This window comes from Sporosarcina sp. P34, assembly GCF_002743375.1.
In the GTDB taxonomy this organism is placed as follows: domain Bacteria; phylum Bacillota; class Bacilli; order Bacillales_A; family Planococcaceae; genus Sporosarcina.
Genome location: NZ_PDZC01000008.1, coordinates 116,346 through 143,054 on the forward strand (window position 1 = coordinate 116,346; position 26,709 = coordinate 143,054).

A 26,709-nucleotide genomic window follows, 5' to 3' on the forward strand; every position below is an offset into this window, starting at 1 on the left:
TCTGTCCTAAGTCTTATTATACATTATAATAGACCTAGTGGGGGGCTATTTGTTTGCATTGTGATGAAAAAGATTGATATGATAAAAAGAAAACGTGGAAAGTGAGTGGTATTCATGACGAACACAGTAGAGATTACAGAAGCAGCGGCATTTCACGTAAAAAAAATGATGACACATAATGAAGAAGAAGGATCTTTCTTGCGCGTTTCCGTTAATGGCGGAGGTTGTAGCGGATTAACATACGGTCTTGGTTTTGCTCAGGAAAAAGAAGAGGATGATCTTTCTTATATAGCACATGGCATTCCTGTAGTGATTAAAGAAGAGGATGCAGCGATTCTTGTAGGGACAAAAGTGGATTATAAAGAATCTTTAATGGGTGGCGGTTTCACCATCGACAATCCGAACGCCATTGCAAATTGTGGTTGCGGTACTTCATTTAGAACAGCTACCAAAGCTGGCGCTCCGGCAGATTGCGAGTAAATGAAGAAGATAGTAGTCGAGCAGAATGTGATGGAATTATAAGGACGCTAAGTCACTAGTCTAATTTGATTATTTGCACAATTATAATTCTGTTGAAATACGTTCGCAAAAGGTCTACTATAGGAAATGAAAGTAAGATTCTATTTATATCAAACTAAATGCCGGCACTGCAAAATAAGTAAGATTGATTTTACACGTACTCGGCGTTTAAGAAACTAAAAGGTGGTTCGATTTACGTGAAAAGACCAACAATCTTAGTATTGGGTGCAGGTTATGGCGGTTTGATGACTGTTGTGAATTTACAGAAGTCATTAGGTGCAGATGAAGCAGATATCGTTCTAATCAACAAAAATGACTATCACTATGAATCTACGTGGTTGCATGAAGCGGCAGCTGGTACATTAACTCCAGAACAAGTTCGCTACGATATTTCCAGCGTAATCAATAGCAATAAAGTAAAGTTCATCGAAGCTGAAGTTACGGGCATCGATGTCGCAACGAAAAACGTCAAAACGAACCTCGGTTCTCACACATACGATTATTTAGTAATTGGTCTTGGTTTCGAAGGAGAAACTTTCGGAATTCCAGGTTTGGATAAGTACGCATTGTCTATCGCCAATGTGAATGCAGCTCGTCACATCCGTGATCACATGGAATATCAATTCGCTACATGGTCTACTGAAGAAGTGAAAAATGATAGCCGTTTGACTATTATCGTAGGTGGGGCTGGGTTCACAGGAATCGAGTACCTGGGTGAATTAGGAGACCGTGTCCCTGAACTCTGTAAAGAATATGACGTACCGGCCAAAAAAGTACGCATTCTTTGTGTAGAAGCAGCGCCAATGGTCTTGCCAGGTTTCGATCCGGAACTGGTGGAATACGCAGTGCGCCAATTGGGTGCAAAAGGCGTAGAATTCTCTATCGGCACACCGGTTGTTGAAGCGACTCCTGAAGGCGTGAAGATTAAAAAAGGCGAAGATGAGTTTGAATTCATCAAAGCGGGTACAGTCGTGTGGGCTGCTGGCGTTCGCGGTAACCATTTGATTGAAGAATCAGGTATAGAAAACATGCGTGCTCGTGTTAAAGTTGAGAAAGATATGCGTGCGCCAGGATTCGATGATGTATTTATTGTAGGTGATTGTGCATTGATGATCAACGAAGCAATCAATCGTCCATACCCACCAACTGCACAAATTGCTATGCAACAAGGTGAGATGATTGCCAACAATATTATTGCATTGATGAAAGGGAATCCAACGAAAGAATTCGTACCGGATTTAAAAGGTAGCGTTTGTTCTCTAGGTGATTCCGATGCGATTGGTGTCGTATTCGATAAAAAAGTGACAGGTGCGAAGGCATCCTTCATGAAAAAAATGATCGATAATCGTGCTCTATTCATGATTGGCGGTCTTGGATTGACGATTAAAAAAGGTAAATTCAACGTTTTATAATAAATATAGAAAAGCACTCGCAGAGGCGAGTGCTTTTTGTGTGCATGAAAATAGGCAATAAGTCAACTATAGAAGTAGTTAAATTAGATAAAATCGTCTGTCAGATTTTAAGATTTCATGACATCTGCAAAGAACGTTCTGTGTACACTGTCTCATTCTATTGAAAGCCGTCGCATCATCCTGTAAAATGTTGAAGTGATGAACTGGGGGTTAGCAAGCATGCAAACTATATCCATAGCACAAGTGATGCTATCGATCTTGATATTTATTGTAATGTTTTTCGGTATCGGTTTTTTAATAAATATGTTGTTACGTATGACGTGGCTTATGGCTATCGTTTATCCGATTATTGTAATTTTTATTATTGATGATGTGCCGATGTATGAATACATTACGAAGCCTAGTTTTGCTTTTAGTGAGCTGGGGGCGAATATTATGTCGCTACATGCCGTGGATATCGTGATCCTGGCGAGTGGTATGGTCGGAGCGATTATCGCAGGTTTTGTAATGAAAGCTTTACGCAAGATGGGGTATCAGATGTTTTGATATTTTTCCATACGTGATATGAAAAAACGGAGCTGGACAGGAAGTCGTGAATTACGACATCTTGTGACAGTTCCGTTTTTTACGTTGATTTAGAGATGAAAAGAATAAAGGAGGTGAGGGCACCGTTGATCGACGTTACAATATAACGGTATACGTAAAGATCGAGATGAGAATACCTGTTAGAGCACCGAAAAATACTTCGTTTGGTTTGTGGCCGAGTAGGGTTTTGAGTTCTTGAATTTTTGCGTCATTGTCTTTCTTCGGCCAGTCTTTCAAATCGTTGACGAATATTTGGAAGTCGGAGCGCATTTGGTTGATGATGACGGCTTGTTGTCCGGCTTGGTAGCGGATGCCGGTTGCGTCGAACATGACAATGACTGCGAATATAGCGGATATGGCGAATAACGGCGAATCTAGGCCGGCTTCGAATGCGATGGCGGTTGTGAGTGCAGTGACAGCTGCCGAATGGGAACTCGGCATGCCGCCTGTAGATGTCATGAGTCCAAAATCGAGTTTACGTGTCAATAAAAAATGAATAGGAATTTTTACAAATTGGGCAAAAAAGATGGCGAATAACGCTACGAGGAGCGGTATGTTTTCAAAAATAGCCAAGAGGTTCCACTCCCTTACTGTCAGTAGTTTAGCAATTAGTATAACATAATCTGGATTCACACGCTGTCTCCAATCCACAATACTGCTCATTGCGTGTGCTAATCTGACTAGTCTATACTAGTATGGGGCAAGCGTAAAGAAAAGGGGAGGAACCATTCATGATAAACGTAGAAACAACATCCACAATTGATCAGACAGAAGTAGAAGTACTTATTGTAGGAATACCAGATCATCCAGAGAATGTAGAAGGCTTCGATTTGTTCGTTGAATCTTTCCATCCTTTATTGCCAGACTGGATTAAATCACAGGACATTCAACAAAAGTGTAAGGCGATTACTAAAATGCCTGCGCTGTCCAAACAAAGTTACGATCGAGTGTACTTTGTGGGCGTTGGCAATCAGAAGCGACTGACTGAACAGCTAGTGCGTGAATTATTCGCTGAAGTAGGTAAACAACTACACAAGGATCGTGTACGCACTGTAGGCGTCTGGACAGCGCCGTTTTGCAATGATGAGATAGATAGTGAGGACGTAGCGTTCCTGGCCTCTGAGGGTATCGGAATGGGCTCCTACACATATGAAGGGTTCAAGACATCATCCAATGAAGTGGATGTCTCCTTGACAACTATGACATTCATTACAACGGAAGATGCAGATCGTGTGACTGCTGCCGGAGAAGTCGGCATGATCTCCGCACATGCAGTGAACGAAGCGAGGACGCTAGTCAATGTACCCCCTAATCTATTGACGCCAACTAAGATGGCGGAATACGCACAAGAATTGGCGGAAAGCTATGATCTAGAAATAGATATTCTAGGAAAAGCCGAAATGGAAGAGCTCGGTATGGGAGCCATTCTTGCGGTCAATCAAGGTTCAGTTGAAGAACCAAAACTCATTGTTCTTAAGTATCAAGCGACGGAACAGTGGGAAGATGTCATTGGTTTAGTCGGTAAAGGAATTACTTATAATACGGGCGGCTATTCATTGAAGCCTAAGGACGGCATGGTCGGCATGAAAGGTGATATGGGTGGCGCAGCAGCTGTACTTGGCGCTATGGCAATCATAGGGGAGTCACGACCGAAGAAAAATGTGATTGCGGTCATTGCTTCTTCCGACAACATGATTTCCGGTGAAGCATTCAAGCCGGATGATGTGATTACATCCTTAAGCGGAAAGACCATTGAAGTGTTAAATACAGACGCGGAAGGTCGTTTAGTACTAGCGGATGCAGTGACGTATGCGAAGCAAGCGGGCGCTGAGTATTTGATTGATGTGGCCACGCTAACAGGCGGTGTCATTGTGGCGCTCGGTCATGATAAAACGGGTACACTGACCAACCATGACGGATTCTATAAAAAATTTCAGGAAGCTGCGGATGAAACAGGGGAATTCATTTGGCAACTGCCATTAACGGAGAGCGATCGTCAGCGGATTCGCAAAAGCGATGTCGCGGATGTAAATAACTCACCAGGACGAGATGGCCATATGATCTTCGGGGGCGGCTTCGTCGGAGAATTTGTTGGGGATACGCCGTGGATTCATTTAGACATTGCAGGTACGTCTGATGCAGCCACTCCACATGCGCTCGGTCCGAAAGGTGCGACGGGCGTTATGGTCCGTACATTGGCGACCTTCGTGGAGCGCTTGGCTGCTGAAGCAGAACCACAAGAATAACTCAGTATAGGCGCTTTCCCCAATCCTTCTTTCCAGTTGGTCATAGGATAAAGGGAAAGGGGGAGCTTGGATGACAAGACATAATTATAGAGGTGGATATGGTGGCGGTCGTGGTCATCATGGTGGAGGGTATGGCGGTGGATTTGGTAGTTTCGGCGGCTTCGGTGGTCCTTTTCTAGGTGGCTTAGTTGGCGGATTTTTAGGTAATGCTATTTCTCCAGGCTACGGGTACGGCTTCGGTGGAGGATATTACCCACCTTACTACAACAGCTATCCTTACTATCCACAACCATATTACCCTTATTATCCATACTATTAAAAAACACGCCGTGATGACTATTCGTCATCCGGCGTGTTTTTATCTGATTCTATGCGTAGTTCTATTACAGCTTCTTTTAGATCATCAGCAACCGTTAATTCGGTAGGCTTTACACCCGACATATACGCAGCGCGCGTCATTAAGTGACCGCCAATGGGAGAAGTGATGAACAAGAAGACGATCCCAAGTAACAGCGCCACACTGAAATGGCCTTCATTCCACCAAAAGTGGAGAAATACGCCTAGCAGTAAACTCATAACGCCAAGCGTAGCGCTCTTCGAAGCAGCATGCGCGCGTGTATAGACATCTGGGAGCCGTAAAATTCCAATGACTGTGACGATCGTAAAAATGATCCCCACCGTAACGAGTAACACAATCAAAATGTCAGCGATTAGGTCCACGTTCGATAATCTCTCCTCTCTCAATGAATTTGGAGAAGGACACTGTGCCAATAAACGACATAATGGCGATCAATAGAATCGCATCGATGAAGAAAGGTGTGTCGAACAAGATGGAAAACAGTGCGATCGCTGATATGAGCATGACACCGACTGCGTCAAGAGCTACTAAACGATCCGGCACAGAAGGACCTTTCCATACACGGTATAGTAATCCGAGCATAGACAGGATAACTAGCACGAGACAGACAGAATAAAATACATTCATCCTCGGCTCACCTCCATAATGGCTTTCTCGAATGTGTTTTTAATAGAATCGATTGCTTCATCGACATCGTCTACATCAATCGCGTGGATATACAAAATCCGCTGATCATCTGAAACATGAACGACGACCGTACCAGGCGTTAACGTAATTAAACTAGATAACAACGTAATTTCCCAATCTTTTTCAAGCTCTGTCGGCAAAGCGAAGAACATCGGCTGCATTGTCGATAAATCCGGCTTGATCACTAGTAGCAACACGGAAATATTCGACATGATTAGTTCTTTTAGAAAAATCGCTGTCAGCTTCACTGCAGACCAGATTCGCCAAATGTACAAGCGCCCACTAAAATAGCGGCGTGTCATGATAATCATCAACAGCCCGATAAGATATCCGATGATGAACGTAGAAGGTGTCAATGAACTTGACATGAACATCCAAACGACTGCAATGAAGAAATTTAATAGTATCTGAAAAGCCATTGACCTCTACTCCTTTAACACCGCATTTATATAGATGGATGGATCTGCCAGTACATTCGCTGCATCCGTCATATATGGCATTAGCCACTCCGTACCTACACCGTACGCTACCGAAATGAGTACCAACATAACAGCCGGAAACATCAATTGGCGATACGTGCGTGAATCGCGAACAGGAAGATCGTTCTTTTGAGTACCCCAAAATGCATAAATGAAAATCCGAATGACAGACAGTAGTACCACTAGGCTTGAGGCCAAAATAATGATACTGCCGATCACGTGATCCGCTTCAAATGCCCCTTTTGTGATCAGCACTTTTCCGATAAATCCACTTAACGGAGGGATACCTGCTAGACCGAACGCAGCGATTAAATACGTCCAACCAAGCGTACCGTGCGTTTTAATTAAACCACCCATTTGCCGCAAGTTCGAAGTGCCGGTTACGTAAATGATGATACCAATCAGGACAAACAGTGCCCCTTTGATCAACATATCATGAATTAAATAGTAAACCGCGCCTTCTAGTCCGGACGTGTTCATTTGAGCTACACCGAACAAGATGACACCTACTGCAATGATGATATTGTAAATGATGATTTGTTTTACATCGAAATACGCAAGAGCGCCGATACAGCCTGCAATGATAGTCAGTAACGATAGAATCATCAAAAACTGATGCGTAAATCCAATGTCGTGCACGAAAAACAACGTATAGGTACGCGTAATCGCATATACACCGACTTTAGTCAGTAAGGCACCGAATAATGCGAGAACGGGTATCGGTGGGGCAGCGTACGAATTAGGTAACCAGAAATACAAGGGAAAGATTGCCCCTTTAATGCCGAAGACGATTAAAAACAAAATCGCAATAACCGAAACAATTCCTGGTTGATTGATCTCTGCAATCTTCACAGAGATATCCGCCATATTCAATGTACCGACGATAGAGTACAAATACGCTACCGTAATGACAAAGATGGCAGACGAAATAACGTTTACCAATATGTATTTGATAGATTCACGAAGCTGCCGTTTCTCGCCGCCAAGCACAATAAGCAAATAGGATGCGATCAGTAGCACTTCGAAGAATACGAACATATTGAAAATATCGCCTGTTGTGAAGGCGCCATTGATTCCTGTAATCATGAACAGGATCGCAGGATAGTAGAAAAATCTCTCTCTTTCTACACCGATGGATGAAAAGCTATAGACGACGACAAAAAATGTAATGATGATCGTCGTCGTGACGAGCATGGCGGAGAACATGTCCGACACCATCGTAATCCCAAATGGTGCAGGCCAACTCCCGAGTGTCACGCTTTGGATTCCTTCTGTCTTCACTGTCGCGATAAGCCAAAAAGAAGCAACTAGACTGAGAGCCAATCCGATCAGTGTTAAAACTCTCTGGACGACCACCTGCTCTTTGAAAAACAATAAGATCATCGCGAAAAAGAAAGGAATAATGATCGGAAATAAAAGAAGATTAATCATGTTCATCATTCCCTCTCAATTCATTCATATTATCTGTTTGGTGTACAGCATACATCCGATATGCCATGACAAGCATGACCGCCGTCACACCAAAACTGATGACGATCGCAGTTAAGATCAATGCTTGAGGCAGGGGATCTGCAAAATCAGTCACACCGTCGATTAGGACGGGAGGCGCTGTGCCTCCGAGTCCACCCATCGTAAGAATGAGTAAGTGTGCTCCATGACTGAGCAAACCGGTACCTAAAATCACTTTCAGTAAACTTCTCGATAAAATCAAATAGACGGCTGCCGTAAATAATATACCGATCAGAATCGAAAGAATAAGCTCCATCAGTCATCGCCTCCAATCGATTGAATAATCGTGATGGCGGAACCAACGACAACTAAATATACGCCACTATCGAACAACATCGCTGTGTGAAGGGACGTGTGTCCGAACAGCGGTAAGTCAAAATCACTGAATGCATGCGTGAAGAACGGTACATTAAAGAAAATCGAGCCCGCCGCTGTACCTAACGCAAGCAATAATCCGATCGCAGTCATCACCGTAAAGTTGAACGGTAGAATCTGTTGAATCGTTCGTAAATCGAATGCCAACAACAACAGGACAATCGCACCCGTCGTCAACAAACCGCCGACGAATCCTCCGCCTGGTGCATAGTGACCCGCGAAAAAGATATGTATGGAGAACAAGAAGATGATGAAAAACACTACTTTAGCAGTGGTTTGTAAAATAACATCATTCGTTTTCATCAGTCGGCTCCTTTCTCGATACACGCAAACGAATCATACCAAGTACCGCGATTCCAGCAATAGCGAGTACCGCAATCTCAAATAATGTATCAAATCCACGATAATCTACAAGAATAACGTTGACGATATTTCCGCCTGCTGCTTCTGTCTTGACCGTATCTTTATAGTATTGAGAAATCGAAGGAATCATTTTTTGTGAGTGACTAGATAGGGCGACCAATGTCACCATTACACCTACACTCAATGAAACAATCAAATTAACCATTTTATTGCGTTTCGTTTCCCCGTGCGTGCTGAGTGCCGGCAAATGTTTGAATGCCAGCAAGAACAACGCAACCGATACTGTCTCGATGACAAGTTGTGTTAGGGCTAAGTCAGGCGCTTTGAAAATGACGAAGAATAACGCAACGGAATACCCGACACCGCCAAGCGCGATGATCGCAGCAAGACGTGACTTTGCAAACACTACAAATCCGACAGATAAAATCAACACGATAGCATTCAATGATCCATATAAAGTAATTGCTGCAAAACTATTCATATCGAGAACGAATGCGTCTTTAAGGAACAACAGCGCGATGATCGTAACAGACATAAATGCGAACATATACAATAAGTAGGTCCGGATCTTCCCTGTCATATAAAGACGAGAAACCCGATTCATTCCTTTTTCACTTCCACGCATCATCGCATCATAGCCGTTATTCAGCGATAGGCTGTCGGGCTGCATACGATAAAGCGGTTGCCATTTCGGAATGGTTAGATAGAGTAACGTACCGAATGCGACGACACCAATTGTCAGCCATAAACCAGCAGCCCCAAAACCATGCCACGCTTTGACATGAATATCGATAGCGGACGGATTCGCGTACAAAGTTGGCTGAATCGCCATAACGGCCGGTTTAATCATCCACTTACCGATGACATTCGGAATGAAGAATACCAGAATGACGATGGTTGCCAAAATCATAGGCGAAATTAACATACCAATCGGTGCTTCATGCGGCTGTGTTGGCAATTGATCAAATTTCTTCTGTCCCATAAATGTTTTTAAAACGAAATACATACTGTACGTAAACGTAAACACACTGGCAATCCAAGCGACGATTGGGAACAGGATCCCCCATGTATCAAAGTTGAATAATTCAAAGTGTCGAAGCGCTACCATAGATTCCAAGAACATCTCTTTACTCAAGAATCCACTGAATGGTGGCAAACCAGCCATAGATAATGAACCGATCGCAGCAACAGTAAAGCTGATCGGCATAACACTCATTAATCCACCGAGCTTACGTATATCTCTGGTACCGGTTTCATGATCAATAATCCCAGCGATCATGAATAGCCCGCCTTTAAATGCAGCGTGGTTAATCAAGTGGAAGATGGCCGCATACGTCGCGAAGCCAAACACGGCTGCAGTCGCATGATACGAGATAGCACCTGCTCCAAGTAAAGACATGATTAAACCAAGTTGACTGACTGTTGAAAATGCTAAAATCGCTTTCAAATCCGTTTGCTTTACTGCGAAGAATGAACCCCAGAACAACGTCAGCAATCCAATTCCTGTAACAAGCCAAATCCAAGTGGACGCTGAGCCGAAAATCGGCGTAAATCGGGCGACCAAATAAATACCCGCCTTCACCATCGTCGCAGAGTGTAAATACGCACTAACTGGTGTGGGCGCTTCCATTGCATCCGGTAGCCAAATATAGAATGGAAATTGTGCGGACTTCGTAAAGGCACCAAGCAAAAGTAAAACCAACGCCAGAGTAAAGTACGGGTGACTCACGAGTTCAGGAGCTTCTGCGATTAATTCCCTAACAGAGAACGTTTCTCCCATGATACTGAGTAAAATAAATGCCCCAAGCATCATTAATCCACCAAACACTGTAATCATCATCGATTTTAATGCGCCAAAACGTGACTTGTCCTTGGTGTACCAGAAGCCAATCAATAAGAAGGACGAAATGGACGTTAACTCCCAGAACAAATAGAGTGTCATCGTGTTGTCAGATTGCACGACTCCGAGCATAGCGGTCATGAACATCAGTAAGTAGACATAAAAACTACCAAGATCTTCTTTTTCCCTATCCATATAAAACACGGAGTACAATACTACTAACGAACCGATTCCGGTGATCAATAGCGTGAATAATAAACTTAGACCATCTATGTATGAAGTAAACGCAATTCCAAGTGAAGGAATCCATTTCATTTCAGAAATAGCATGACCACCATCCATGACTAACGGCAAAAAACTTGCGTAATAGCCAAACAACACGAGAGGTACAACTAAAACAAACCAACCTGTATGTATTCCTTTAATTTTCTTATAAACAAAAGGAACGAGTACTGCGAAGATTACAGGTAAAAAAATCAATAACACGAATTCCAAGAGAATCCTCCTTCCAACCATGTTCTTCACTTATTCACATTCCCGAGGCATAAGCGTGGGCGTATTTGTTAGTATAGCGTAAAACATTTCAAATTGCATAGACGACAGTTGACCAATTATTGCTTTATTCGACTTCCTTCTTATATTATTAGAAGGGGAAAAAATATTTTTTGGGGGTATTATGAAAAATCCATATTTGTTCAGCTATTTACCATTTATCGCCGTCTTATTATTCAGTTTGACTTTTGGCGTCTATAGCGTAGGGGAGACGCTAATCCTCTTTAAGGAAATTGGTCTCTATCAAGGCATGAGGGAGTTCTTAACCGACCTTCAATTACGTCTCTTTTTACTGACAATGTATGCTTTAGTCTTCTTCATGCTATTTGCAGCTTTAAAACTGATTGCCGTCACCATTCATGAAACGGCCTTATTATTTTTCCTAAAAGAAGAAGCAGAGGCCTCGTATAGCTCTTCAAAATCCGGTGTGATCATTTACTTTATTGGCGCACTTGCTTCTGTATTCGGTATTCAATCTTGGAAGGTGCTAGCATTGATTTTCTTCATCACTTCTTTTGTCTACTTTATTTACGTAGTGTACAAATTAAGCCCGTTTATGCCGTTGACGCACACAATCGGTTTGATATTCTTTCAAATTATCATTTGGAGTGTCTTGGTGGCGGGACTTGTGTATATCATTTTCCGTCTTTACAACGGAGTACTCGCTAGTATCCCATTAGCCAATCCAGTGAAATAAATGAAAAAGCCTTGCCGATCCAACTAACGGACCTGGCAAGGCTTTTATGGTCGCAATGTTGAAGAGAATGCCCGCAAATGAATTTTTTGATCACGCAGACGCGGAATAGGTGTGGGTCTGTCACACCCAATCCAAACTGCTGACGTATAGCGATCATTCATGCCAATTGTCCACAAGTCTTTAAATGAATCGGTCGTTCCTGTTTTCGCTCCGGTATAGCTCGTTGTATACGCAATTCCTTCGCCTGTACCGTTCACAACGACTTCTTTCATCAAGGAACGAATGCTATTGACCGTGGAAGGGGACCAAACCGCTTTTGACCTATCTTTCCACTTATACAATACCTCACCTTTACTATCTTTTACCGAGCGAATGGCATGTGGGGTCAAGTACGTCCCGTCGATAAAACTCGTAGTGGCTCCGGCAAGCTCCAGTGGCGTGACACCTTTAGAAAATCCGCCAAGCGCTGCAGGGTAGGAACGATCAGCCGCAACGATGTGTCGAAAATGAAAAGGTGCTAGATGAGAGAATGCCTCATCGATTCCTACACGTTGCAATAAACGTACAGCCGTTGTGTTATAACTATTCCGGAATGCTTCCCGTACGGTCGTCGTTCCAAACTGATAGTGGCCGAAGTTTTTTGGACAATAACCGGCAATACAAATATTGCTACTATTGACGGGCGTATCCGCATGATACGGTCCACTTTCGAAAAACGGTGCATAGACAAGCAATGGCTTGATTGCTGACCCTGGTTGTCGAACAGCTTGAAAAGCTCGGTTGAAGTCGGTTTTTTTATAACCCGATCCTGCATATAAACTGATGATCTCACGCATCTCATTGTCGATGACAGCAGCTCCAGCCTGCACACCGCCTCTTCCAATCAGTGCATTCAATCGATTTTCATCATGCTGTTGCTTGTTTGGATCAAGTGCCGTATCGATTGTCACGCCTTTGCTGGTCACTTCTTGCGTACGCCGATTGATTTCACTTTGCCAGCGTTGTCGTTCTTCTGGCGTTTTAGCTTTAGCCATCGACACATCGAGCCCTTCCGCTTGCGCAATCAGGTCTTTCAATTCTTCTAATACATATGAACTGTACATTGGATAAAACTGTTCCTTGTTCTTAACGTTCAATTGAATGGGCAACTTACTATACTCTTCAAATTGCTCTTGTGTAATGACTTGCTGATCGAGCATGACTCGAAGAAGTCGTAGTTGACGTTCTTTCGTTTGATCATAATGCTTGATCGGGTTATAAAGAGAAGGATTATTTGGAATGGCCGCCAAAAATGCAATTTCTGCCTCATGCAATTTTTCAAGAGGACGGCTGAAGTAGTAGCTAGCCGCACCACCGATTCCGTAGACTTGATTGCCGAAGTACATTTCATTCAAATACATTTCCAAGATTTCATCTTTTGTCGATTGTTTTTCCAACTCTGCCGCAAAGAAGAGCTCTTTGAATTTTCGTTCGTACGTTTTCTCAGTTGTTAGATGGCGCATTCGCACGACTTGCTGTGTAATGGTTGAAGCGCCTTGCTGTTTAGCGTCTGCCGCTGCATTGATCGTGAAAGCTCGAATGATCGCCGCTATATCATAACCTCGATGCTCATAAAATGTCCGGTCTTCACTTTTTAAAAATAACTGGCGCGTGAAAAACGTCACATCTTGCAAATGAATGGGTTGCCGCCATTCGGTATATTCTTCCGCAAACAATTTCCCGTTACGGTCTTTCATTTGAATAGGGGAGACCATTACAGGCGCTTCCAACTGCACTGCCTCACGAATAGAAGCATGCAAGGTTTTCGTCTGCGCGGTTTCTGCGTAGATTTGATTTTGGATAAATAATAATAGCGGAACGCAAGCAAGCGTAATCACTAATCCAACCGTTTGTTTCAACTCACTAGCCCCCTGTACTTTCATATCGTTATAGAAAAATATAACATAACACGACACCTGTCGTCTGAATCAATGGGAAATAAAAAAACGCGCTACCGAAAAGCGCGCGTGGCTAAATTTACGTATGTTCATTCGCTTCGTCTTGCCGGTCTTCTAGGAAATGTTCAAAATCCTGTGTAGGCCGTCGTACTGCCATAGATAGGAACAGATACCCGACGATGAATAATATGCCTGTCACGATAAATACAGCAGGAATTCCGATATATCCACTGACAATTCCACCAAACATCGGTCCAATAATATTACCAAGGAAACGGAAGCTGGTGTTATACCCCATGACTTCGCCTTGAACTTCCAGTGGTGCTTCACGACGAACAAGCGCTGTCGTAAGTGGAATCATCCCGCCAGTGGAGATTCCAAATAAGAATCGCAACAAAACAAGTTGCCAAAGAGACGTAACGAACGCCTGTGGGATGATGAAGACGAACGACATGATGAGCAGTAGTCCAAGAATTTTTTCATACCCTACATTGTCGCCAACTTTCCCCCAATACCTAGCGAATAGTAAATTACCGAGACCTGTCGCACTGAACGTCAATCCCGCGAGAAACGCTACATTGGATGCAGCATGTGTCAAATCCGCTACGTAGAGTGACAGCAATGGTTGAATGCTGAAATTCCCGATTTGGATCAACGTCGTGACGACCATTACGTTAAACATCAGACGGTGCTTGAACAATCCACCCAAAATGACTTTCCGCGAATACTTTGCAACTTTCCGCACCTTTACCCGTGCTTGCTCTTTAATTCCAAATAACACGAGCAATGTGGCAATCATAACGGAAATAGATGTGATGATGAAAGCATACTCAAACCCGAACGTATCAGCCATTAGACCACCGAGAACGGGGCCGAATAACATTCCCGCAACACCGCCCATTTGCAACGTGCCGAGCATCTTGCCGGCTTCCTCACGTGGCGTTTGAGAAGAAATGAAAGCTAATGAAGTCGGTAAGAAACCAGTAACCAAACCCATTAATAGTCTTAACACGAAAAAGGTTTCTACGGAATTAACAAAGCCCATTAAAAAAACTGAAATCGTAATGCCAAAACCATTAATGAGCAAAATAGGTTTAAAACCGAAGCGGTCTGCAAAACGTCCCCAAATAGGTGACATGATCAGTGCGGTGATAAACGTAGCACCAAAAATTAACCCCGCCCACTTCTGGACATATGCGTCAGAATAATCCCCAAATGTTTCAATATATAACGACAGGAACGGCATAATCATCGTCATCGTACCTGCTACAAGAAAGTTCGTGACCCAAATGATAATGAAGTTTTTCTTATGTCGACTCAACGTTGAACCGCCTTCCTCCTGTAAAGCTTAGATAATATTCAGTATAAAACAATTCGGCAGTCGAAGGAAACATAGTGCTTACATCAAACGTGTATAGAGCGGTGGCGCGTGCGATTGAGCGGTTGAGGCCCCATATAGAGCGCCCACGGACGTGGCTAGAGCGGGTGGCGCATGCGATTGAGCAGGTGAGGTCCCGCATAGAGCGCTCGCGGACGTGTGTAGAGCGGGTGGCGCGTGCCATTGAGCGGTTGAGACCCAGCATAGAGCGCTCGCGGACGTGTATAGAGCGGGTGGCGCGTGCGATTGAGTGGGTGCGGCCCCACATAGAGCGCTCACGGACGTATGTAGAGCGGCTAGCGCGTGCGATTGAGCGGGTGAGACACCACATAGAGCGCCCACGGACGTGCATAGAGCGGATATCAAAGCCCATTAAGCAGTTACACGAAATAATGCGCGATACACGCATTGCTACTACGGGTACACCAACATTGTCCTTTCCCACTAGTACGTTTTTCTCCCCACACTACACATTGTCAACTAACTGTCACAGTTACAATCATCGAATTTTGCCATCAACTATGATAGACTGTTTTCATATACAAAACATGCACCAAAATGAACAAGCACGCAAATTTGAGGAGGAATATCATGTATCCACAACTATCAACTGAAGTAGCAGAAAACGAAGCACTAGTAACGATGAACACAACAATGGGGCCAATCAAAATAAAGCTTTTTAAAGAGCGCGTTCCAAAAACAGTTGAAAACTTCTTGACTCACGCGGAGAATGGTTACTACGACGGTATTATTTTCCACCGCGTTATTCCTGAATTCATGATTCAAGGTGGAGATCCAACTGGAACAGGAATGGGCGGAGAAAGTATCTACGGCAACTCATTCCAAGACGAGTTTACGATGGATCTATTCAACTTGCGTGGCGCTTTATCTATGGCGAACGCTGGACCCAACACAAACGGTAGCCAGTTCTTCATCGTACAGGCTTCTTCAGCAAACGCTTCAGCATCACAATTGAAACAAGGTGGATGGCCTGAAGAAATTGCAGCTGCATATGAAGAAAACGGTGGAACACCACACTTAGATCAGAAGCATACGGTATTTGGTCAAGTGTTAGAAGGAATGGACGTTGTCGACAACATCGCCAATGCAAAAACTAACCGCGACAATAAGCCAAACGAAGAAATTAAAATTGAATCAATCGAAATTATCCAAAAGTAATCGTAGTTGATTCGTAGGAGGAAACTAGCATGGACTTCGTTCTATTAATGCCGTTTCTTTATTTTCCTGAAGATAAATCAGAATACATTCCAGCAGCAATCTCTTTCGTCATCTTCATGACGCTAATGCTGTTCGTATTTCGTTGGATTATCAAGAAATCCAAACAGCAGGAAGAAGAAACGAAAGAGCTGGAACAACGTATTTTAAAAGAACGACAACAACATAATAATCCAGGACATCCCATCGATTGATCGGGATGTTCTTTTTACATCAACCAGTCTCGTAAATTGCCAAAATACTTGCAACTGTTTTCTTACTAGCTGTTGTGCTATCATAAAAAGAAAACACAAATCAGGTGACAAATCATGCAAACCATTGAAATGAATAAAAAAGCAGCCTCACTTCTTAAGCAATGGGATCCATTCCGAGAAGGGGAATATGCATATGGTACAGAAATCACTGAAATAGTGACGAAACTCCATCATGTAGATCATCCAGCAGACTTAGCTAAATATATTCGCGATATCTATGAGCACGCCCATGAAATTTGGATACCATTAGAGAACTGTATGGACATATCCTATAAACTGATTGCTGTTAAATATGAAGCCAAATCAATCGTTCCATATTAACTACTCCACGCCATCTATTCAGATGGCTCTTTTTTTGTTCAAAACATCAAAATATGGTATACTATGAAGCGGCCTTAGTGGCAGACTAGATACTACTTTTAGATTGGGAGCTGTTTGGCATGTCTCACAAATTTGCAGTAGGAGATGAGCTGACCGGAAAAGTAACCGGCATACAGCCGTACGGTGCGTTTGTAGCGCTGGATGCCTCAACGCAAGGTTTAGTGCACATCTCTGAAATCACGTATGGATTCGTAAAGGATATTCATGAGTTTTTGGAAGTTGGGCAAGAAGTTCACGTCAAAGTATTGGATGTGGATGAAGGGGCTAGTAAAATCAGCTTGTCGATCCGTGCATTACAGGAGCCACCAAGTTCTTACCTGAATCACTCTCGTTCTCGTCAATCATTGCAAGAACGCGTGGATCAGCAAGACGCTGATGGTTTTAATTCACTGAAAGATAAACTACAGGGCTGGATTGAACAATCCGGACGTTAATAAAAGGACAGACGTAGAAGTGGTAAGCGCTTCTACGTCTGTCCTTTTTGTTTTGGAAATGGCAATCGTCACTACTTATCTAGTCCTTCAGTTTCCTCAATCGATACTGCAAGTTCTGTCTACTCATACCGAGAGAGCTCGCAGTTTTTGTGATGTTATGATCATGTAGCTCCATTGCTTTTTGAAGATAATACTTCTCGGCTTCACGTAAATACTGATCAAACGGTACTAGCTTTGAATCGCTTTGAACGACAAAATCTCTCGGTTGTGAAGCGTCATTTGCTGTAGACTCCACTTTCATCTTAAATTGCAGAGGTAACATGTCAAAAGTGAGCGTATTTTCTGTTGTGCGCATGGATGAGACTTCATCGAGGAGCAGCTCGAGCTCTCGCAAATTCCCCGGCCAATCGTATGCAATAAGTGATTCTCTTACTTTTTCATCGATTTTTGTCAATCCTGTCCCTAGCGATTCTATTCTACTCTTTAAATACGATTCAGCAAAAGGGATAATATCTTCCGAACGCTTTCGAAGTGGGGGTATCCTAATAGCGAAAGACGCGAAAAAGTAGTAAAGCTCTTTTAGCAATGTGCCCGATGCGATAAGCTCGACTGGATCATCCCCGATACTTGCAATAAATTGATGACTGGATGTTTTCTGTAAGACAAACAGCAAGGCCTGTTGCAAAGAGATCGATAAACTATCGATACGTTCGCAAAATAGCGTCATAGACGGTTGCTGCTGCAACGTTTCTTTAAGTTGTTGAATCCTATCTGTATCCGCATGTAGACAATGGAAAGTGTGGAAAACCCGTTCGTTTTCTACAGATTCATAGTGAATAGCCTCAGCAAGATGATCCTTACCTACACCTGTTTCTCCAATTAATAAAACTGGTAATCCAGCCTCTGCTGCTTTCTCAGCGGTGGAAATGACCGATTTCATGACAGCTGAATGGGCAGTAATTTGCGTGAATGTAATCGGTCTGCGGTTTTTACGCAATGGTTGTAAAACAAATCTTTCCAATGCGGTAATATCTTGAGCGAACTCAATCGCACCGATTAACTCTTGGTGTTCATAAATAGGGTACGTGTCATTCATCGTCGTGATTTCTACTTTATTCGTATTCCAATATCTCTGCTTCACACGCAATTGAGGTTCTCCACTCTGTAATACTTTCAATAACGTACTCTCATTTTTATCAAAGTTAAATAACTCCAAAATGGAATGATCTTTTATATCTTCAAGATTTAATCCTTCAATGTCCTTCATTTTACGGTTATAGACAATGGTTCGTCCTGCATGATCCACAGCGTGTATACCGATATTTGCATGGTCTACTGCAAACTGATTGCATATATTCAATAATTTTTCATATGTTTTCAATTGAAACACCTTCCCACTGTATGTACTATCGTATTTCAGTCGCTAAGTTAATAGAATTTAAAATTAATTACAATAAAAAGCTTGCAATGTGCAATTTTTTCTTGCATCATTATAAATGTAAACGCTATCAAACGCAAATAAATTTTGCGTTCTATTTATAAAGGAGGATTTGATTCCAAATGATTCCATACAAACACGAACCGTTCACTGATTTTACTGTTAAAGAAAATCGCCAAGCATATGAAGAAGGTTTAACAGTTGTAGAAAGTTATCTAGGACAAGATTATCCGCTAATTATCGGTGGCGAACGCATAATGACAGATAAGAAGTTAGCATCCACTAACCCTTCCAATAAAAAAGAGATCATCGGCAATGTCTCGCAAGCTAGTCGTGATTTAGCAGAACAAGCGATGAATACAGCGAAAGAAACATTCAACACGTGGAGGAAAGTCAAGCCGGAATTTCGTGCGGATGTATTATTTAAAGCGGCTGCAATCGTTAGGCGTCGTAAGTTTGAGTTTTCTGCACTGCTTACAAAGGAAGCGGGGAAGCCTTGGAATGAAGCGGATGCAGATGTCGCCGAAGGTATCGACTTTATGGAATATTACGCCCGTCAGATGCTTAGACTAAAAGAAGGTATGCATGTGGAGAGTAGACCAGGTGAATATAACCGATTCGATTATGTACCTCTTGGTGTAGGGGTAGTGATTTCACCATGGAATTTCGCATTTGCGATCATGGCGGGTACAACAGTAGGGGCACTTGTAACAGGAAACACCGTCCTGTTGAAACCGGCTTCCACAACAACGATCGTTGCATATAAATTTATTGAAGTACTGGAAGAGGCGGGAATGCCAGCTGGTGTCGTCAACTTCATCCCGGGGTCAGGTTCTGAGATTGGTGACTACTTGGTCGACCACAAAGACACTCGGTTCATTTCATTCACTGGTTCACGTGAAGTAGGTACACGTATTTTCGAACGTGCGGCCAAAGTACATGACGGTCAAATTTGGTTGAAACGCGTGATTGCGGAGATGGGCGGTAAAGATACAATTATTGTCGACAATGAAGCCGATTTGGAACTGGCTGCGCAATCTATCGTGTCTTCATCATTCGGATTCAGTGGCCAAAAGTGTTCAGCGTGTTCTCGCGCGATCATTCATGAGGATGTTTACGATGAAGTAGTAAAGCGCGTAGAAGAAATTACGAAGTCGTATAACTGGGGTGATCCAATCGATGGCAACAACACAGCGGGTCCAGTTATTGACCAGGCAGCATTTGATAAAATCATGGATTATATTGAAATAGGTAAGCAAGAGGGACGTCTCATTGCGGGTGGTACTGGTGACGATTCGAAAGGATACTTCATTGCACCAACCGTTTTCGCAGATGTGGATCCAAATGCACGGATTTCCCAAGAAGAAATTTTCGGTCCAGTCGTGGCGCTTTCAAAAGCTTCTTCGTTTACAGAAGCGATTGAATTTGCAAACGATACAGACTACGGTCTAACAGGTGCGGTCATTACGAAGAACCGACACCATATTGAGCAAGCTCGAGAAGACTTCCATGTAGGTAATCTATATTTCAACAGAGGTTGTACAGGCGCTATCGTTGGATACCAGCCTTTTGGCGGTTTCAACATGTCGGGTACTGATTCCAAAGCCGGCGGACCTGATTACTTGCAGTTGCATATGCAAGGGAAAACAACATCAGAGATGCTGTAAATCGTTGTGGTGAATTTGAAGGAGTGAACGAATATGACGAAAACGACGAGAGTTATTGAAAAAACAAAAAAATATGGTGCAAATAACTATAATCCGCTACCCATCGTAATTTCTGAAGCAGAAGGTGTCTGGGTAACAGACCCTGAAGGTACTAAATATTTGGATATGTTAGCTGCTTACTCTGCGCTCAACCAAGGACATCGCCATCCGAAAATCATTCAAGCTCTGAAGGACCAAGCGGATCGTGTAACGCTAACTTCACGTGCTTTCCACAATGATCAATTAGGTCCGTGGTATGAAAAAATGGCAGAGCTTTCAGGTAAAAACATGGTATTGCCAATGAACACTGGTGCAGAGGCAGTGGAGACAGCTTTAAAAGCAGCGAGACGCTGGGCGTATGATGTGAAAGGCGTAGCAGCCAACCATGCAGAAATTATCGCATGTGTAGGAAATTTCCACGGTCGTACACTGGGAGCAGTTTCCTTGTCATCCGATCCTGAATATAAAAAAGGATTCGGTCCATTGCTACCTGGAATCAAGTTAGTAGAGTACGGGAATATCGACGCATTGAAAGCAGCTATTACTTCCAATACAGCTGCTTTCCTAATTGAGCCGATCCAGGGAGAGGCTGGAATTATTATACCGCCTGAAGGATTCATGAAGGAAGCTTCGAAATTATGTAAAGAAGAAAACATTCTCTTTATAGCGGATGAAATTCAAGCGGGACTCTGTCGTACAGGCGAAATGTTTGCCTGTAACTACGAAGGCGTGACGCCTGATATGTATATCCTTGGTAAGGCGCTCGGCGGAGGAGTATACCCAATTTCCTGTGTACTTGCGAATGATAACGTCTTAGGTGTATTCAATCCGGGATCTCATGGCTCAACATTTGGTGGAAATCCAATGGCCTGCGCAGTATCATTAGCGGCAATTGAAGTGTTGGAAGACGAGGAGCTTGCGAAACAATCCAAGGAATTAGGAAATTATTTCTTGAAGGAACTGAAAAAAATATCACATCCTGCAATTAAAGAAGTGCGTGGACGTGGATTATTTATTGGAATGGAATTAACCGAACCGGCACGCCCGTATTGTGAAGAGCTAAAAGAGCTGGGCTTATTATGTAAAGAAACACATGATACAGTGATTCGTTTCGCTCCGCCATTAATTATTACGAGAGATGAGTTAGATTGGGCATTGGAAAAAATCAGTACAGTATTTAACAACTAAGTAATAAGCTACCACTAAATCTTTTTCTATTCAAAAAAATCGAAAAAGATTTAGAATCTATGTGTGGATGTTTAACTTTGCTCGTGTTATAATGTGTCCGTGAAAGACAAAAACAAACTAAAGAGGCGAGCCATTACAATGACAGAAAACCTGAATCTATTTACGTCTACACAAGTTGTTATAAAAGATGCACTTGAAAAGCTAGGCTATGATGAAGGAATGTATGACCTATTGAAAGAACCACTTCTTATGGTGGAAGTACGTATTCCTATCCGTATGGACGATGGAAAAGTAAAAGTATTTACTGGATACCGCGGTCAACACAATGATGCAGTTGGACCGACAAAAGGTGGTATTCGTTACCATCCTAACGTTAGTGCAGAGGAAGTAAAGGCACTTTCTATGTGGATGACACTTAAAGCAGGAATTGTAGACCTACCATATGGTGGTGCTAAAGGTGGCATCATATGTGATCCGCGAGAAATGTCGATGGGCGAATTAGAACGTTTAAGCCGTGGCTATGTGCGTGCACTTAGTCAGGTAATGGGACCTGCAAAGGATATTCCTGCACCGGACGTCTTTACGAATTCACAAATCATGGCATGGATGATGGATGAATATAGTAAAATTGATGAATTCAACTCGCCTGGTTTCATTACAGGGAAACCAGTCGTACTTGGCGGTTCACATGGTCGCGAGCGCGCAACAGCTGAAGGTGTAACGATCATTATTAATGAGGCGGCAAAACGTCGTAATATTGATATGAAGGGTGCACGTGTGATCATCCAAGGATTTGGTAACGCAGGTAGTTTCCTATCCAAGTTTTTACATGATTCAGGCGCGAAAGTAATTGGTATTTCCGATGCATACGGTGCATTGTATGATCCGGATGGTTTAGATATTGACTATCTACTAGATCGTCGTGATAGCTTTGGAACAGTCACTACATTATTCGACAATACGCTAACAAATGCGGAATTACTCGAAATGGATTGCGATATTCTAGTTCCAGCAGCAATCGAAAATCAAATAACAGAAAAAAATGCTCATAATATTAAAGCGAACATCGTAGTGGAAGCAGCTAACGGTCCAACTACTTCGGAAGCGACAAAAATCCTAACAGATCGCGGTATTCTACTAGTGCCTGATGTATTGGCTAGCGCTGGTGGTGTAACTGTATCGTATTTTGAGTGGGTTCAGAATAATATGGGGTATTATTGGTCTGAAGAAGAAGTACGTGAAAAAATGACAGCGAAGATGGTTCAAGCATTTGAAAATGTTTACAACATCGCAACTACACGTAATATCGATATGCGTTTAGCGGCATATATGATTGGTGTACGTAAAACAGCGGAAGCAAGCCGTTTCCGTGGTTGGGTATAAAAATGATAAAAAGCATCTCCTCGAGTGTGAGGAGATGCTTTTTATATTTGTTTAATAGATGAAGCGGATTGGATCTCTTCAGTAGATTTCGGTTCCCCTTCACTGCGCCAATACGTAAACAGAACTTGTAACGCCATAAGACCAGATAATCCGATAACGATATAAAGGAAGCGTGCCAATGGCTGGTAAGCACCTTCTGTTAGTTGAGCGATGACATCAAAACGGAAAACCCCGACAACGCCCCAGTTTAATGCGCCAATTAACGCAATAGCTAACGTGACTTTTTGCAATGTTTCCATTTTATCTCCTCCTATGAAAAGTATATCCTGTTTTTAGAACACTATACTTGCATCGTTAATACTTCTTTTTCATAATGGGAAGTAAGAAGAAGGAGGCGTGCAATGTGGATAATTTTATTTTCAACAATCCGACCAAATTAATATTCGGCAAAGATCAACTGCAGCATTTACCTGAAGAACTTGGAAGATACGGTAAAAAGGTACTCTTAGTATATGGTGGCGGCAGCATTAAACGTAATGGCTTATATGATGAGATCATGTCATTGTTGAACGGCAATAATTTTGAAGTAGTAGAGATGCCGGGCGTTGAACCGAATCCCCGACTGTCAACAGCTAAAAGAGGCGCAGACCTGTGTAAAGAACATCATATCGATGTGATTATCGCGGTAGGTGGAGGATCCGTTATTGATTGTACGAAGTTGATTGCTTCTGCAGCGAAATACGATGGTGATCCTTGGGACTTCGTAACGGGCAAAGCAACACCTAAAGAAGCATTGCCGTTTGGTACGGTGTTGACGCTTACTGCGACTAGTTCAGAGATGAATGCGGGTTCTGTTATTACTAATGAAGAAACACAGGAGAAATATGGATGGGGCGGACCGTTAAACTATCCAAAGTTCTCTATATTGGATCCCAAATATACAGTGTCAGTGCCGCTCGATCAAACGGTTAATGGTATTGTTGATACAATGTCCCATATGTTAGAGCAATACTTCCATACTGCAAACAATGCTTCGTTCCAAGATGAACTATGTGAAGCGGCATTGCGTTCCGTTATGAAAACTGGAGAGCAGCTCGTGAAAGATCCTGAGAACATAGAGCTTCGCGAATCCATGATGTTTGCAGGAGTTTGGGGATTAAACGGTTTTCTATCGATGGGTACAAAAGGGGACTGGGGTACGCATACGATCGAACACGCTGTATCTGCTGTCTATGACATTCCTCACGCTGGCGGTTTAGCGATTTTATTCCCGCACTGGCTGAAGCAAACATTTCCGAAAAACCCACAACGTTTTGTTCAGTTGGCGGTTCGCGTATTCGGAGTAGATCCAGCTGATAAGTCGGACGAGGAAATTGCGATCGAAGGAATCGACCGTTTAAGTGCTTATTGGAAGAAGATTGGCGCACCTGTTACGTTAGCAGATTATGATATTGATGACTCTAAATTAGAGTTAATGGTAGAAAAAGCTGTTGTGAATGGACCGGTCGGTAGATTTGCACAATTATCCAAAGATGAAGTTTTTACTTTGTTGAAGGCTAGTTTATGACCTATTTAATCATTTTTCAAATGAATAAAAAAGACTGAAAGCGTAGCCTGTAAAGGTTTGCTTTCAGTTTATAACGTCAGGTCACGTCGACTTGGCGTTTTATTATGGATAAATAACGAGTTCTACCGATTCTACATAGGAAAGCGTAGTCAGTTCTATATAGAGTGCAGAGGTAGATTTTTTAGGGTGTGCCATAAGTTTGAATTGCAATTCGTGGTGATATTGGCGTTCAGGTGTCTGAAATTGTTTGATACGCAGATGGTCAATTTCCATATGTTCTTCATTCAAGTACCTGACGAGATCGTCAATCTTAGACTTTTGAGTAATGATGACCGTACAATTTGCTTCTTTGGCGCGTAAGCGTTTAGGGCCGAATCTGCCTAATAAAGGCGCGACTAGCTCGATGACGATCATGACACTCACTACAGTGAACAGTGCCTCGATATAGAAGCCTGCACCTACCGCGATACCAATTCCCGCTGCCCCCCAAATCATTGCAGCTGTAGTAAGCCCGGTAATATTATCATTGTCCCTGCGCAATATAGCTCCGGCACCTAGGAACCCGACACCGCTGACGATTTGTGCGGATAGTCGCAGAGGATCCATTGTAATATTAATATCATTACGAGCGGGGACTAAATAAGCGGCTTCCATTGAGATAATTGTCAATAGACAACTGAAGGTAGCGATGACTGCACTCGTTTTTAGTCCAATAGGTTTTTTTTTGATCTCTCGCTCCACGCCTATAATGATACTTAGTACTAGGGCGATACTGATTTTTATTAATGCTTCTCCATTAAATGAGTCGGCAAGGATCGTTAACATAAATTATCCCCCTTTACTTACAAAATAGGAAGATTACCTATATACTCTCTTTTATACGGCAATCGACTGGTACATGCCTCTTCTTCTATTGTAATGGGAAGAGAGATAGAAAGAGAAGTGATATTTTGAATAAACCGCTAGTTCATCCCTATATACCCATTGCGATTGGTGTTCTAACTATTGGACTATCTGCAATCTTTGTGAAAATGGCTACTGCAGATGCAGGAGTCATCGCCTTTTATCGTATGTTCTTTTCAGTTATTATTATGCTTCCGTTATTTTTAATTTCTTATCGTGGCGAACTTAGTTCGTTAACAAAAAGGGATTGGCTGTTTACTGCGAGTTCAGGAATACTTCTAGCAGTTCATTTTATACTGTGGTTCGAATCCTTAAACTACACGTCAGTTGCCAGCTCGACTGTATTAGTGACGCTGCAACCAATTTTTGCTTTAGCAGGTACCGCATTGTTCTTTAAAGAAATCATTACAGGAAAGATGCTAACTGCTGTTTTCATTGCATTAACAGGAAGCTTCATTATTAGTTGGGGAGATTTTCAAGTAAGTGGAGCTGCGTTATTTGGAGATATATTGGCATTACTTGCTTGTGTATTCGTTACCGCATATTTATTAATAGGTCAAAATGTACGCAAAAGAATATCACTCGTGACGTATACCTTTCTTATTTATTCCGTGAGTACGGTTGCACTGTTTTTCTATGTGCTCATCACGCAAGAACCTTTCTTCGGGTATTCCACTTCGGATTGGGGATGGTTTCTAGCTTTGGCTATCTTACCGAATCTGTTAGGGCATACGTTATTCAATTGGGCAGTCAAATGGGTGAGCACAAATGTTGTGTCGATCGCCGTTGTGTTTGAGCCGGTACTCGCTTCAATTGCTGCGTTTTTCGTGTTGCACGAAAAAATAACTTCACTACAATTAAGAGGTGGAATCGTTGTCCTAATAGGGGTTTTGCTGTTTGTCATTGATATAAAAGCAATAAAGAAAAAACTTTTTACGAAAAACACTTGATTTCTCTATACGATCTATTGTATATTAGTTCTTGTCGCTTCGGACGTAATCGAAAACAACATAAAAAACTTTTTAAAAAAGTTGTTGACTTCGACAAAAACCGAGTGTAAGATAGAGAAGTCGCTTTTATACGACTAACAAACACGAACCTTGAAAACTGAACAGCAAAACGTTAACGAAATACAATTTGTGCGCCTAACGGTGACACAAACAAAAATGAGTATCTTAATTGATGCCAGCAAATGAAACTCGAGCTAATCGATTTTTCATGTAACTGGTTGACGAGATGTTGTGGAGTGCTAGGAAGTGATCGAGCGAGAGAGGGAGCGTAC

At 42.5% G+C, this 26,709-nt stretch carries 28 protein-coding genes; 15 read left to right on the forward strand and 13 right to left on the reverse strand.

What is annotated here, in order from left to right:
- Positions 1–114: 114 nt before the first annotated feature.
- The 3 genes from CSV63_RS12450 (at position 115) to CSV63_RS12460 (ending at position 2,477) form a co-directional block, all read left to right on the forward strand.
- The gene (locus CSV63_RS12450) at positions 115–480 is read left to right on the forward strand and encodes a HesB/IscA family protein (protein WP_099696094.1); all 366 of its coding nucleotides are present in this window, start codon (positions 115–117) and stop codon (positions 478–480) included.
- A 236-nt stretch (positions 481–716) separates the two neighbouring features.
- Entirely contained in the window at positions 717–1,931 is a 1,215-nt protein-coding gene (locus tag CSV63_RS12455) for an NAD(P)/FAD-dependent oxidoreductase (RefSeq protein ID WP_099696095.1), read from the forward strand.
- Between the two features lie 219 nt (positions 1,932–2,150).
- Positions 2,151–2,477 carry a YuiB family protein gene (locus tag CSV63_RS12460; protein WP_099696096.1) on the forward strand — a complete coding sequence of 109 codons (327 nt, stop codon included), beginning with the start codon at positions 2,151–2,153 and terminating at the stop codon, positions 2,475–2,477.
- A 135-nt stretch (positions 2,478–2,612) separates the two neighbouring features.
- On the opposite strand, the gene CSV63_RS12465 is transcribed toward CSV63_RS12460, so the two are convergent.
- On the reverse strand, positions 2,613–3,089 hold the full coding sequence (locus CSV63_RS12465) for a divergent PAP2 family protein (protein ID WP_099630809.1): 477 nt from the start codon (positions 3,087–3,089) through the stop codon (positions 2,613–2,615).
- Between the two features lie 158 nt (positions 3,090–3,247).
- On the opposite strand from CSV63_RS12465, the gene CSV63_RS12470 reads away from it, so the two are divergent.
- Positions 3,248–4,762 carry a leucyl aminopeptidase gene (locus CSV63_RS12470; RefSeq protein ID WP_099696098.1) on the forward strand — a complete coding sequence of 505 codons (1,515 nt, stop codon included), beginning with the start codon at positions 3,248–3,250 and terminating at the stop codon, positions 4,760–4,762.
- A 70-nt stretch (positions 4,763–4,832) separates the two neighbouring features.
- Entirely contained in the window at positions 4,833–5,081 is a 249-nt protein-coding gene (locus tag CSV63_RS12475) for a hypothetical protein (protein ID WP_099696099.1), read from the forward strand.
- A gap of 17 nt (positions 5,082–5,098) precedes the next feature.
- Here CSV63_RS12475 and mnhG read toward each other — a convergent pair whose 3' ends face one another.
- The 7 genes from mnhG to CSV63_RS12510 are packed head-to-tail and all read right to left on the reverse strand — an operon-like array spanning position 5,099 to position 10,889.
- Positions 5,099–5,482 (reverse strand): monovalent cation/H(+) antiporter subunit G, encoded by a 384-nt coding sequence (gene mnhG / locus CSV63_RS12480; protein WP_099696100.1) that lies wholly within the window; start codon positions 5,480–5,482, stop codon positions 5,099–5,101.
- A complete protein-coding gene (locus tag CSV63_RS12485; protein ID WP_099637059.1) occupies positions 5,466–5,747 on the reverse strand; it encodes a Na(+)/H(+) antiporter subunit F1 in 282 nt (93 codons plus the stop codon). Before CSV63_RS12485 ends, mnhG begins: the two co-directional genes overlap by 17 nt.
- A complete protein-coding gene (locus CSV63_RS12490; RefSeq protein ID WP_099696101.1) occupies positions 5,744–6,226 on the reverse strand; it encodes a Na+/H+ antiporter subunit E in 483 nt (160 codons plus the stop codon). Before CSV63_RS12490 ends, CSV63_RS12485 begins: the two co-directional genes overlap by 4 nt.
- Before the next feature lie 6 nt (positions 6,227–6,232).
- A complete protein-coding gene (locus CSV63_RS12495; protein WP_099696102.1) occupies positions 6,233–7,717 on the reverse strand; it encodes a Na+/H+ antiporter subunit D in 1,485 nt (494 codons plus the stop codon).
- On the reverse strand, positions 7,710–8,051 hold the full coding sequence (locus CSV63_RS12500; protein WP_099696103.1) for a Na(+)/H(+) antiporter subunit C: 342 nt from the start codon (positions 8,049–8,051) through the stop codon (positions 7,710–7,712). The genes CSV63_RS12495 and CSV63_RS12500 overlap by 8 nt, the downstream gene beginning before the upstream one ends.
- Positions 8,051–8,473 carry a Na(+)/H(+) antiporter subunit B gene (locus CSV63_RS12505; RefSeq protein ID WP_085131428.1) on the reverse strand — a complete coding sequence of 141 codons (423 nt, stop codon included), beginning with the start codon at positions 8,471–8,473 and terminating at the stop codon, positions 8,051–8,053. The genes CSV63_RS12500 and CSV63_RS12505 overlap by 1 nt, the downstream gene beginning before the upstream one ends.
- Entirely contained in the window at positions 8,460–10,889 is a 2,430-nt protein-coding gene (locus tag CSV63_RS12510; RefSeq protein WP_199203665.1) for a Na+/H+ antiporter subunit A, read from the reverse strand. The genes CSV63_RS12505 and CSV63_RS12510 overlap by 14 nt, the downstream gene beginning before the upstream one ends.
- 160 nt (positions 10,890–11,049) lie before the next feature.
- Here CSV63_RS12510 and CSV63_RS12515 point away from each other — a divergent pair, with 160 nt between their 5' ends.
- Complete coding sequence (locus CSV63_RS12515) at positions 11,050–11,622, forward strand: DUF5366 family protein (RefSeq protein ID WP_099696105.1); 573 nt, start codon at positions 11,050–11,052, stop codon at positions 11,620–11,622.
- A gap of 44 nt (positions 11,623–11,666) precedes the next feature.
- On the opposite strand, the gene CSV63_RS12520 is transcribed toward CSV63_RS12515, so the two are convergent.
- Positions 11,667–13,520 carry a transglycosylase domain-containing protein gene (locus tag CSV63_RS12520; protein ID WP_233192083.1) on the reverse strand — a complete coding sequence of 618 codons (1,854 nt, stop codon included), beginning with the start codon at positions 13,518–13,520 and terminating at the stop codon, positions 11,667–11,669.
- A 118-nt stretch (positions 13,521–13,638) separates the two neighbouring features.
- Positions 13,639–14,880, reverse strand: coding sequence for an MFS transporter (locus CSV63_RS12525; RefSeq protein WP_099696107.1), 1,242 nt, complete (start codon positions 14,878–14,880; stop codon positions 13,639–13,641).
- A 648-nt stretch (positions 14,881–15,528) separates the two neighbouring features.
- Between CSV63_RS12525 and CSV63_RS12530 the strand changes: the two genes are divergently transcribed.
- The 4 genes from CSV63_RS12530 (at position 15,529) to yugI (ending at position 17,242) form a co-directional block, all read left to right on the forward strand.
- Positions 15,529–16,116, forward strand: coding sequence for a peptidylprolyl isomerase (locus CSV63_RS12530; RefSeq protein ID WP_099676143.1), 588 nt, complete (start codon positions 15,529–15,531; stop codon positions 16,114–16,116).
- 29 nt (positions 16,117–16,145) lie between these two features.
- The gene (locus CSV63_RS12535) at positions 16,146–16,367 is read left to right on the forward strand and encodes a hypothetical protein (RefSeq protein WP_099696108.1); all 222 of its coding nucleotides are present in this window, start codon (positions 16,146–16,148) and stop codon (positions 16,365–16,367) included.
- 114 nt (positions 16,368–16,481) lie between these two features.
- On the forward strand, positions 16,482–16,748 hold the full coding sequence (locus CSV63_RS12540; protein ID WP_099696109.1) for a DUF1871 family protein: 267 nt from the start codon (positions 16,482–16,484) through the stop codon (positions 16,746–16,748).
- A 119-nt stretch (positions 16,749–16,867) separates the two neighbouring features.
- On the forward strand, positions 16,868–17,242 hold the full coding sequence (yugI, locus tag CSV63_RS12545) for a S1 domain-containing post-transcriptional regulator GSP13 (protein WP_029054404.1): 375 nt from the start codon (positions 16,868–16,870) through the stop codon (positions 17,240–17,242).
- Between the two features lie 79 nt (positions 17,243–17,321).
- Here yugI and CSV63_RS12550 read toward each other — a convergent pair whose 3' ends face one another.
- Positions 17,322–18,623, reverse strand: a complete 1,302-nt coding sequence (locus CSV63_RS12550; RefSeq protein WP_233192085.1) for an AAA-type ATPase lid domain-containing protein — start codon at positions 18,621–18,623, stop codon at positions 17,322–17,324.
- Positions 18,624–18,802: 179 nt separating this feature from the next.
- On the opposite strand from CSV63_RS12550, the gene pruA reads away from it, so the two are divergent.
- The 3 genes from pruA to CSV63_RS12565 all read left to right on the forward strand — a co-directional run bounded on the left by pruA (position 18,803) and on the right by CSV63_RS12565 (position 22,957).
- Positions 18,803–20,347 (forward strand): L-glutamate gamma-semialdehyde dehydrogenase, encoded by a 1,545-nt coding sequence (gene pruA / locus CSV63_RS12555; protein WP_099696110.1) that lies wholly within the window; start codon positions 18,803–18,805, stop codon positions 20,345–20,347.
- 33 nt (positions 20,348–20,380) lie between these two features.
- Positions 20,381–21,574, forward strand: a complete 1,194-nt coding sequence (locus tag CSV63_RS12560; RefSeq protein ID WP_099696111.1) for an ornithine--oxo-acid transaminase — start codon at positions 20,381–20,383, stop codon at positions 21,572–21,574.
- A gap of 138 nt (positions 21,575–21,712) precedes the next feature.
- Positions 21,713–22,957 carry a Glu/Leu/Phe/Val family dehydrogenase gene (locus CSV63_RS12565; protein ID WP_099696112.1) on the forward strand — a complete coding sequence of 415 codons (1,245 nt, stop codon included), beginning with the start codon at positions 21,713–21,715 and terminating at the stop codon, positions 22,955–22,957.
- Positions 22,958–22,998: 41 nt separating this feature from the next.
- Here CSV63_RS12565 and CSV63_RS12570 read toward each other — a convergent pair whose 3' ends face one another.
- Positions 22,999–23,256 (reverse strand): DUF378 domain-containing protein, encoded by a 258-nt coding sequence (locus CSV63_RS12570; protein ID WP_099696113.1) that lies wholly within the window; start codon positions 23,254–23,256, stop codon positions 22,999–23,001.
- 104 nt (positions 23,257–23,360) lie between these two features.
- Here CSV63_RS12570 and CSV63_RS12575 point away from each other — a divergent pair, with 104 nt between their 5' ends.
- Positions 23,361–24,524: an iron-containing alcohol dehydrogenase gene (locus tag CSV63_RS12575; RefSeq protein WP_099696114.1), complete on the forward strand. Its 1,164-nt coding sequence runs from the start codon at positions 23,361–23,363 to the stop codon at positions 24,522–24,524.
- A 102-nt stretch (positions 24,525–24,626) separates the two neighbouring features.
- Here CSV63_RS12575 and CSV63_RS12580 read toward each other — a convergent pair whose 3' ends face one another.
- The gene (locus tag CSV63_RS12580) at positions 24,627–25,349 is read right to left on the reverse strand and encodes an MgtC/SapB family protein (protein ID WP_099696115.1); all 723 of its coding nucleotides are present in this window, start codon (positions 25,347–25,349) and stop codon (positions 24,627–24,629) included.
- Between the two features lie 125 nt (positions 25,350–25,474).
- Here CSV63_RS12580 and CSV63_RS12585 point away from each other — a divergent pair, with 125 nt between their 5' ends.
- Complete coding sequence (locus tag CSV63_RS12585) at positions 25,475–26,377, forward strand: DMT family transporter (RefSeq protein ID WP_099696116.1); 903 nt, start codon at positions 25,475–25,477, stop codon at positions 26,375–26,377.
- The last annotated feature ends 332 nt before the right edge of the window (positions 26,378–26,709 follow it).